General features: G+C 36.5%; 13 protein-coding genes and 1 tRNA gene. 13 read left to right on the top strand and 1 reads right to left on the bottom strand.

Annotation, left to right across the window (positions count from 1 at the left end; genetic code table 11):
• The first annotated feature begins 110 nt into the window (after positions 1-110).
• The 11 genes from ABYK33_RS11780 (at position 111) to ABYK33_RS11730 (ending at position 5880) form a co-directional block, all read left to right on the top strand.
• Entirely contained in the window at positions 111-449 is a 339-nt protein-coding gene (locus ABYK33_RS11780) for a hypothetical protein (RefSeq protein WP_373033429.1), read from the top strand.
• A 36-nt stretch (positions 450-485) separates the two neighbouring features.
• Positions 486-561: transfer RNA gene (locus ABYK33_RS11775), tRNA-Arg, on the top strand.
• A gap of 186 nt (positions 562-747) precedes the next feature.
• Positions 748-1977, top strand: a complete 1230-nt coding sequence (locus tag ABYK33_RS11770) for a tyrosine-type recombinase/integrase (RefSeq protein ID WP_373033428.1) — start codon at positions 748-750, stop codon at positions 1975-1977.
• Positions 1974-2522, top strand: a complete 549-nt coding sequence (locus ABYK33_RS11765; RefSeq protein WP_373033427.1) for a hypothetical protein — start codon at positions 1974-1976, stop codon at positions 2520-2522. Before ABYK33_RS11770 ends, ABYK33_RS11765 begins: the two co-directional genes overlap by 4 nt.
• A 162-nt stretch (positions 2523-2684) precedes the next feature.
• Positions 2685-2882: a helix-turn-helix domain-containing protein gene (locus tag ABYK33_RS11760; RefSeq protein ID WP_373033425.1), complete on the top strand. Its 198-nt coding sequence runs from the start codon at positions 2685-2687 to the stop codon at positions 2880-2882.
• Entirely contained in the window at positions 2879-3121 is a 243-nt protein-coding gene (locus ABYK33_RS11755) for a hypothetical protein (RefSeq protein WP_373033424.1), read from the top strand. Before ABYK33_RS11760 ends, ABYK33_RS11755 begins: the two co-directional genes overlap by 4 nt.
• Positions 3118-3420 (top strand): hypothetical protein, encoded by a 303-nt coding sequence (locus tag ABYK33_RS11750; RefSeq protein WP_373033422.1) that lies wholly within the window; start codon positions 3118-3120, stop codon positions 3418-3420. The genes ABYK33_RS11755 and ABYK33_RS11750 overlap by 4 nt, the downstream gene beginning before the upstream one ends.
• 170 nt (positions 3421-3590) lie before the next feature.
• The gene (locus tag ABYK33_RS11745; protein WP_373033420.1) at positions 3591-4268 is read left to right on the top strand and encodes a hypothetical protein; all 678 of its coding nucleotides are present in this window, start codon (positions 3591-3593) and stop codon (positions 4266-4268) included.
• Positions 4265-4396 (top strand): hypothetical protein, encoded by a 132-nt coding sequence (locus ABYK33_RS11740; RefSeq protein WP_373033419.1) that lies wholly within the window; start codon positions 4265-4267, stop codon positions 4394-4396. Before ABYK33_RS11745 ends, ABYK33_RS11740 begins: the two co-directional genes overlap by 4 nt.
• A gap of 115 nt (positions 4397-4511) precedes the next feature.
• Positions 4512-4919, top strand: a complete 408-nt coding sequence (locus ABYK33_RS11735; RefSeq protein ID WP_373033418.1) for a LuxR C-terminal-related transcriptional regulator — start codon at positions 4512-4514, stop codon at positions 4917-4919.
• Positions 4920-5244: 325 nt separating this feature from the next.
• Positions 5245-5880: a hypothetical protein gene (locus ABYK33_RS11730; RefSeq protein WP_373033417.1), complete on the top strand. Its 636-nt coding sequence runs from the start codon at positions 5245-5247 to the stop codon at positions 5878-5880.
• Between the two features lie 271 nt (positions 5881-6151).
• On the opposite strand, the gene ABYK33_RS11725 is transcribed toward ABYK33_RS11730, so the two are convergent.
• The gene (locus ABYK33_RS11725; RefSeq protein WP_373033416.1) at positions 6152-6769 is read right to left on the bottom strand and encodes a hypothetical protein; all 618 of its coding nucleotides are present in this window, start codon (positions 6767-6769) and stop codon (positions 6152-6154) included.
• Between the two features lie 118 nt (positions 6770-6887).
• Between ABYK33_RS11725 and ABYK33_RS11720 the strand changes: the two genes are divergently transcribed.
• Together ABYK33_RS11720 and ABYK33_RS11715 are read left to right on the top strand one after the other, a co-directional pair.
• Positions 6888-7202 carry a zinc-ribbon domain-containing protein gene (locus ABYK33_RS11720; protein WP_373033415.1) on the top strand — a complete coding sequence of 105 codons (315 nt, stop codon included), beginning with the start codon at positions 6888-6890 and terminating at the stop codon, positions 7200-7202.
• An 18-nt stretch (positions 7203-7220) separates the two neighbouring features.
• Complete coding sequence (locus ABYK33_RS11715; protein WP_373033414.1) at positions 7221-7358, top strand: hypothetical protein; 138 nt, start codon at positions 7221-7223, stop codon at positions 7356-7358.
• Positions 7359-7724: the final 366 nt, after the last annotated feature.

Here is a 7724-nt window from a genome sequence, read left to right as displayed (position 1 = left end):
TGAAAAAGTTGCTCCTAACAGCAGCTATATTGCTACTGGTCGCCAGCACAACTCTATCTGCCCAGAGTTGCAGCGATCGCAGAGAGGCTTACGATATGGCACTGTACATGATGAACGAAAAGGGCAATCTCTCATATCGCAAAAACTATGATCTGGTCAATGAGCTTATCGATAGCGCCATAAGCTATTTGGCATACTGCAAAGAGGAGATCACTTTAGCCGGGCAGTATCAGATCCAGCAGGTGGTCAAACGAGGGGACAAAAAACGAAGGGAGTACTTTAAAGGGGCGGTCAGAGAGTACCATGCCATTTACGGCATTCGTCCCAATGTAACAGAGATCTATCAAGAGGGCAGCTTTTCGAGCGGAGAGGGTGGCGGGAAGCCCGGATACTCTTCACCACCGCGGTTTCCTCCAGTAAGACAGCCCCAAATGCCACCGGTGCAATGATAAAAGCTAGGTTCGATATAATGTCAGCCTCTCTTTCTCCTTATCGCTTAACTGGATAAAGCAGGGCCCTCCTAAGGCCTAGCTCGAGGTTCGAGTCCTCGTGGGGAGACCACTTCACAGTTTAAAGCCCTCTATTAAACACTTCAAAGACCCCTTACATACGATATTTAAAGCCATTTGTTAGTCTAACACAGTTCATTACAATTCAGTGTTGTCTAAAGATTATGGGGATAGAATTGGGGATATTTAGGCTTTTGTACTTAAGCGTGAAGAAAATCTATCCCCATAAGGCTCATAAATGGCTAAAGAGACTACCCCCTTAACAGACAAAGAGATAAAGGCAGCAAGGGCAAAAGAGAAGGAATACAAGCTATTTGACGGCGGCGGTTTGTACCTCTCTATCATGCCGACAGGGGGAAAGCTTTGGCGGTTGAAATATCGCTTTGATGGAAAAGAAAAACGTATCGCTTTAGGGGCATATCCAACGATCAGTTTAGCCGCAGCACGAAAGTTGCGAGAAGATAACAAAACCAAAATAGCTTTAGGAACAGACCCTGCAGAAGAACGTAACACAGCGAAGGCAGCTAGACTGGCAGAAGAAAGCGAAGCTATAAACACGTTAAATGGAGTGGCAGCGGAATACCTCAACAAGATTAAGGGCGATCTATCCGCAGGATATTATAAAAAACTTACCAGCTATTTTGAAAACAATGTGCAGAAAGTCATAGGCGAAAAACCTATAAGCAGCGTTACCCGTTCAGACTTGCAAATAGTCATAGACAAGATCGAGGAGCGCGAAGCCATTGAAGTTGCAAAAAAGACTATTAACCTCTTAGAGCGCATTTTTAAATATGCCGTTACAACAGACAAAGCACCGCATAACATCGTTGCTGATCTCGATAAGAAATACGCAATCAAGAGACGAACAGTGCGCCATCACCCGACTATCACCGACCGAAAAGGGATTAAGGGCTTATTAGCAGCGATAGACGGTTATCAAGGTGATTATGTTACAAAGTGTGCCTTACAGATTGCCCCGTATGTTGCATTGCGCCCAGGAGAGCTAAGGGCGGCGGAGTGGTCGGAGATAGACTTTGAAAATGCCCTTTGGAAAATACCAGCCAAAAAAATGAAAATGCGAAAGCCTCACATTGTGCCGCTAGTTCCGTATGTGATCGAAGTGTTAAAAGAGCTGCACAAATACACAGGGCATAGCAAATACGTTTTTACCAATGCCGTTTATAAAGACCGCTTCATGAGCGAGAACACACTTAACTATGCACTAAGGCGAATGGGCTTCACAAAAGATGAGATTGTCTCTCATGGCTTTAGAAGTATGTTTAGCACTATCGCACATGAACACATGGGCGAGCATGGGCATAGTAGTGACGTTATAGAACGACAATTAGCACACAGCGAACGCAATACAATCAAGGCAGCCTATAACCATGCTGAACACTTACAAGCCCGTAAAGAGCTTATGCAGTGGTGGAGTGATTATCTTGATGGTGTAAAGGGTGAAAAATGACTATTCACCCATTGGTTTGTATTTGGTACGAGCGCACAGGAAAAGACTTTTTTACTAAAAAAGAGGCACAACACATAGCGGCTTTCATGGACTTTTTTATGCAATTGCCTGTACGACCATTTATTCCTTGTGTTGGGACTAAAAAAAATGGCTCAATACGAGTTACACGAATTATGATGTTTTTGCACTATGCAGAAGATTATAGAAAAAGTCATAAATATACTAAATCCAAAAATAGTGAAATAGAGGGAAAGCTAAATAAAAGAAGGATAGAAAGGCAGCAGTTTGCCCTCATTAAAAACGCCGAGAAAGTGATAAACGATCTTGATACATTCCCATTAATAACTGGAAGTTATCAACGTACAGAATTGAAATTTCTATTAAATGAGTATATTAACGATATTGAAAATAACGCCAAAAATTCCATGGAAAAAATGCCGTATAAAAATAAAAACCACATTACAGAATATTTAGATTCACTACAGAAAAAATATCACCTCTCCATAACCAGTTTAGACAAAACACAGCTCATTAGTTTAATATAAAGATACTCTTAATTTAGTCTTAACCCTGTACACCTATCAAAATGCGAAAAATCTCATATTTTAATAATCTACCCTTTAGATTAAGATGAACTCTAAAAATACACTTTAGAGTTTAGAAACAGATAAAGCTAATCTTCTCAATCACATAAAGCGTAATCGATTATGCTTCAAATTGTTGGAGTATATACAATGGAAAAACAGAACTTTAGACCGAAAGAGGCAGCGGAGTTTTTAGGTGTTGGTTTATCGACAATATGGATGTATGTAAAGCAGGGGAAAATCAAGACAACGAAACTTAGTGAACGCGTAACGATCATCCAACGAAAAGAGCTAGAAATTTTCATGGGCGGTGCTGCATGAGTTGCCGCGAAATACAAATGCTTATGATTGTTGAGCTGCAAACGATGTTAGACACAGCACAGACACAGGGCGGCGAACGTGGCTTTGAAATGCTCGAAACATTACTTAATCGTTGTAATGCACTAGCAGAAGCACACGATCAGGGAGACCCTTACAGAGAGATTGTTGAGTACATAGGGGCAGATGCATATTTTTCAATGGAAGCAATCGCCACTAAGTTGGGCGAGGTGACGGCATGAGTGCCAAACTATCGCACACCGCAAAAATACTAACAAAGCTACTTAAAGGCGAAACACTTATAAGTAGCGATGTATTCGCGAGCAATACAAACCAGTATTTCGGGCACATTAAAGATCAAGGCATAGAGCTGATTGAGTGGAACGAACCGACAGAGGGCAGACACCTCAAAAGGAAATTAAACCATACAATCGAGAATGTCGAAAAAGCTAAAAAATATTTGGCAAAATTGACAGGAAAAAGCAGCGTTAAAAAAGTTAGTAAAAGTTTAGTAGAAAAAGAGTCGGAAAATGACGTTTAAGCTTAAAAAAAACACCCCGTACAACTAAATACAATGTAGTCTAAGCGTATTAGACTATTTAAGACCCTGCACCAAGCCGCAGCGACGGCAGGCGGGGGCTTTGGAAATATCGCAATATCTACATTAAGAAATCAATCTCTTAATGTAGGTAAAAAACAAGGTTAATTCAGATGGATATTTTAGCAGAATTAGAAGCTTATTTGGAGAATTTCAACAGTGCTGAAAATGAAGAGTTTTCTATCGACACTATAAGAATAAAATTTAGTAAAGAATATAAGCTAGAAGCACTACAGAAAATAGGCATATGGCACAAGATCAGCAGCAAAGATAAAAAGATAATGGCTAAATTGAAAAGACGGCTAACAGATGACGAGGTGACGACAGCATACCAGCTCGAAAGACAGAACATATACTATTACAATTCATCGAGACCGCCAAAATACAGAGAGGCAACAATGGTAATATTTGGCATGAAGCAATACCACAAAGCACCGCCAGCAAGAGAACTGATTAACAAAATTCTTTCAGTGGTTAAAAGTGTTTCAAATATTGACGTTTGTATTGATCTCAAAATTAAGCCAAGCATAGAAGCATTGCAAAAGCAGTTTGACGTGACGCGACACTTTACAAAAGAGGGAATACCTACAGACACCTATTACATAAACACACCGTTAATAGGTATGGGCATGATAGAGAAGATCGTGATATACGACAAAGCATACAAGAACGGTTTAAAAGGCGTTTTAACACGTGTAGAAGCGAAGATAGTCATACCGAACATAAGAGAGTTGGCATTGCCATTAACAGAGCTTAGAGAGCTTGTGAACATCGCCAAGGGGAAACAATGAGCAAAGAGGCAAAAGAAAAAGAGGTTATCAAAAAAATAAAAGAGATACTGAAACGTCAGGGTGTAGAATTTGAAGCCGTAGAGGTTGAGTTAAAAAAGAAAACGCCCAGTCGAAAGAGGAATAAATGAACGAAATCAAAGCAACATATAAATCCCTATAAAATCCCGTACAGTATGAGGGTACAAGGAATTTCAAAATTACAGCAAAAACAGACAGTCGATAATATTACAGAGTGAGGAACAGATGAACGAAATCACTAAACGAGAATTTCAAATAATGGCGTTATATTCAAAAGGCTTGAAATTTAAAGAGATAGCCCAATGCTTGAATATTGCAGAGCGTACGGCTATAAACTATTTTATGAGAGTAAAGGCAAAAGACAAGGGCAGAATTAAACGGGAGAAACAATCAAGAGCTATAAACAAACAAAGCTACACAATGCAATTAAAAGAAGTGCTGCACGATGTAAAAGAATACAATCGGGAAGTAAGACGCAATAAATACACGTTTAGAAGTGAAATATCTATCAAAAATAAATCACGGGAGACGAGATTACGTTACTTTGATGAGTGCTTACTATTTGCATATAAAAGCTACCATAGATTTAAACTCAATAGGGCGAAAAAAGTACAACAGTTTCGGGAAAAATAAGTAAACAAAAGCGAACATCAAAAGAGTTCTTATGTACTACACATTTAAGAATACCTACATAATCGCCAAAACATACAAAAGCAATAGCCCTATTTTAGGGGGTTGGTAATTACAACCTTCATACTATACAGACTTAAAAATCACAAAAAATTCAACAGTAAAGTAAACAACCAAAGCCATTTTAAAAAGTGCGATAAAAATCCCTACAAAATCCACAGATTGGTGTCAATAACACAAAAAATAATATAATCGTTAATAAACATTTAGTTTAGTGGAATTAACTTGAGATATACTACCTGTTAACTACAAATAGGAGTTGTTCAAAATGAAAGTTTTTTTATGGGGAATAATCACATTGATTTTTTTTAGTGGATGTGATGCAACACTAAATACAAAAGTAAAAATGTCAGAGCTTTATAATAACGATGAGAAAATATTAACTGGTTTTTTAAGAATCGAAGTACCAAGTTGTCATAGTTATGAGGATTCGAGAAAAGATTCTAAAACTTTATTTGACTTGAAAAGTAAAATACCTCATATTTTGCCCGATTCAAAATTTACGCAATGTTACAGAAAGGAGTTTAATTCATATGCTGAGTTTACTACTCCTATACAACTTTCAAAAAATGAGAATCGTAGCAATAATTATATTGGAATTCTTACTGATAAATCTAATTTGCTATCAGTATATGTTCCTAAAAAATTACAAGACAATATTAAAGAACTACAAGATAACTCTTTAACAAAAGTAAACTTCAAAGTAAAACTTCAATTGATTAATGACTTAGGTAAAAATTCTCCTGAATTTATGGCTTTTTCAACTTTTATTAATGATGACCCTATTGTTGTAGGTAGTAAGATATGGTTGAATAAAAATAGTAAACCAACACTTACTTTATCTGATGTATCAGTTAGTGCAGCATTAAATAATTCTCAAGCGATAGTATTAATAAAACAATAATTAATCTTCTATAATAGGTTTTTAAAAAGTATCATTTTATAGAGTCACTTTTATTTTTAGATAATATCTTATAGCTTCCCATTTATGGAGTAGTTGTATTCCCTAGCCGAACAACAAAGAAACAGTTACAGGAACGTGCAGCCTCTATAATAAGAGGGTGATAGAAGTTTTGGGAAATAAAAGAGACAGTAAATGAACAAAATTTTACAATGCTTGAAAAAACTGTAAATTCTATGAAATTGATGATCAAGCATTATTTAGAGAAGGAGATTTAAATACCGTATTGTTTTTTGCTTTCTTCCAAAACTTTTAAAACAGTTTGTTGTCTTTCTCTAGCTTTATTCGCTTGCTCTGGTGGACAATTTGTAATGACTAATTGATTATGTTTGAGAAATTCATTTTCCAGCTTTTCATAGCCTTGTTTTAGTTCTTCTTTACTCATATTTGAGTCGTCTTCTTGACTAATGATAGTGATACCAAAAAGCATTATTTTTTCATTTTTCGATGCTTCATCGCAGACAGCTTGATTGTAGCCGAAATCACTATTAGCAACGTTCAGTAAATTATTAACTTCATTTTGAATTGCTTCTTCATTTGAAATACTTTTAATATTTACATCTAATAATGCATTTGGATTTTTTCGGATTGCCTTTCTAAGCGTATAGGCTTCATCAGCTGTTGTTTTGTCGCATACAGAAATCATTTCTTTATTCCAATAAAGAAAGTCACCGAGAGCGTTTTTCATTCCACGCTTATCTTTATCTTCATAACTTATTTTATACTTTATGGCATATTCATTAGCATGAGATTTGTAATTATTACACCTTGCAGTGTCCATGAAGGCAAAAGCGACTGTAGCGAATGATAAAAAAAATACTAACTTTTTCATAGTGACCCTTTACTATTGCATTGAATGGACAATGTTATCTAGTATAGGCTTATGTAATACTATTGAAAAATACAATTAAATGTTATACTTGCAGAAATTCAAAAACTGGAGCATATAAATGGCTTTGATAAATTGTCCTGAATGCGGAAAAGAAGTAAGTGATAAAACTTATAAATGCCCTAATTGTGGGTTTGTTATAAATAAGCCTAAGAGAAGCATCACAGGAGTTATATTTAACTTTATTTTCATTGCGTTTAATGCAATTATGATTTTGTCGATAATTGGTGTTGTTATGACACAAAGTCCTGCAGAGTTAGAAACATCGGGTGCAGCAACTGGAATGGCTGTTGGAATGTTCTTTCTTATATGGATTTTTTTAGGTATTCCTTTAGCATTAATGAACTATTTAACTCGTCCAAAAGCATATGAATAATTATAAGATGCTAATTAGATGAAAGTATCCACGCCCATATTTGAGCAGCTCAAAGTTATAAAAGCTAAAGAGATAGAATTAGAGCAACAGAATATTATCTCACTCCAAAAAGTAGCCGAAGAGATCAAGGCATTGTTAAAATCCTCAAAAAAATAGTTACTTTTTTACCACACAAAACAATTTAGGGATAGATTTAGGGATAGAAATAAAAAGTATATTTTTAAGCCCCTATTTATAGGGCTAAAGGAATACTCTTTGGTTTCTCGTGGGGAGACCACTTCCATTCATATTCCCCAGGTTCAATCAATTCTCTGAAATTTTATCGAAGATGATTTATGTTACTGCAAACTGCCCCCCCCCCTTTAAACTGTCGCAACTCACCTCTCTTGAAAAAATAGACACTTTTTTACAACACGCTCCTAAATCTTGAACATTCTCATAGCCTTATTGCCGGGCATACTCATGTCAAACCTGCGTCAACCCGCATTCCTGGAACTGCCGTTTTGCTGTTTTTGTTCGAAT

Origin of the sequence: Sulfurovum sp. (assembly GCF_041562805.1) — a bacterium.
In the GTDB taxonomy this organism is placed as follows: Bacteria; Campylobacterota; Campylobacteria; order Campylobacterales; family Sulfurovaceae; genus Sulfurovum.
The sequence above is the reverse complement of the archived record's forward strand: the minus strand, read 5'-3'. Positions and strand labels throughout refer to the sequence as shown.

Bases quoted from the DNA above. Each gene is read 5' to 3' on its own strand.
- ABYK33_RS11780 (WP_373033429.1), top strand. From the start codon at position 111: ATGAACGAAAAGGGCAATCTCTCATATCGCAAAAACTATGATCTGGTC.
- ABYK33_RS11770 (WP_373033428.1), top strand. From the start codon at position 748: ATGGCTAAAGAGACTACCCCCTTAACAGACAAAGAGATAAAGGCAGCA.
- ABYK33_RS11765 (WP_373033427.1), top strand. From the start codon at position 1,974: ATGACTATTCACCCATTGGTTTGTATTTGGTACGAGCGCACAGGAAAA.
- ABYK33_RS11760 (WP_373033425.1), top strand. From the start codon at position 2,685: ATGCTTCAAATTGTTGGAGTATATACAATGGAAAAACAGAACTTTAGA.
- ABYK33_RS11755 (WP_373033424.1), top strand. From the start codon at position 2,879: ATGAGTTGCCGCGAAATACAAATGCTTATGATTGTTGAGCTGCAAACG.
- ABYK33_RS11750 (WP_373033422.1), top strand. From the start codon at position 3,118: ATGAGTGCCAAACTATCGCACACCGCAAAAATACTAACAAAGCTACTT.
- ABYK33_RS11745 (WP_373033420.1), top strand. From the start codon at position 3,591: ATGGATATTTTAGCAGAATTAGAAGCTTATTTGGAGAATTTCAACAGT.
- ABYK33_RS11740 (WP_373033419.1), top strand. From the start codon at position 4,265: ATGAGCAAAGAGGCAAAAGAAAAAGAGGTTATCAAAAAAATAAAAGAG.
- ABYK33_RS11735 (WP_373033418.1), top strand. From the start codon at position 4,512: ATGAACGAAATCACTAAACGAGAATTTCAAATAATGGCGTTATATTCA.
- ABYK33_RS11730 (WP_373033417.1), top strand. From the start codon at position 5,245: ATGAAAGTTTTTTTATGGGGAATAATCACATTGATTTTTTTTAGTGGA.
- ABYK33_RS11725 (WP_373033416.1), bottom strand. From the start codon at position 6,769: ATGAAAAAGTTAGTATTTTTTTTATCATTCGCTACAGTCGCTTTTGCC.
- ABYK33_RS11720 (WP_373033415.1), top strand. From the start codon at position 6,888: ATGGCTTTGATAAATTGTCCTGAATGCGGAAAAGAAGTAAGTGATAAA.
- ABYK33_RS11715 (WP_373033414.1), top strand. From the start codon at position 7,221: ATGAAAGTATCCACGCCCATATTTGAGCAGCTCAAAGTTATAAAAGCT.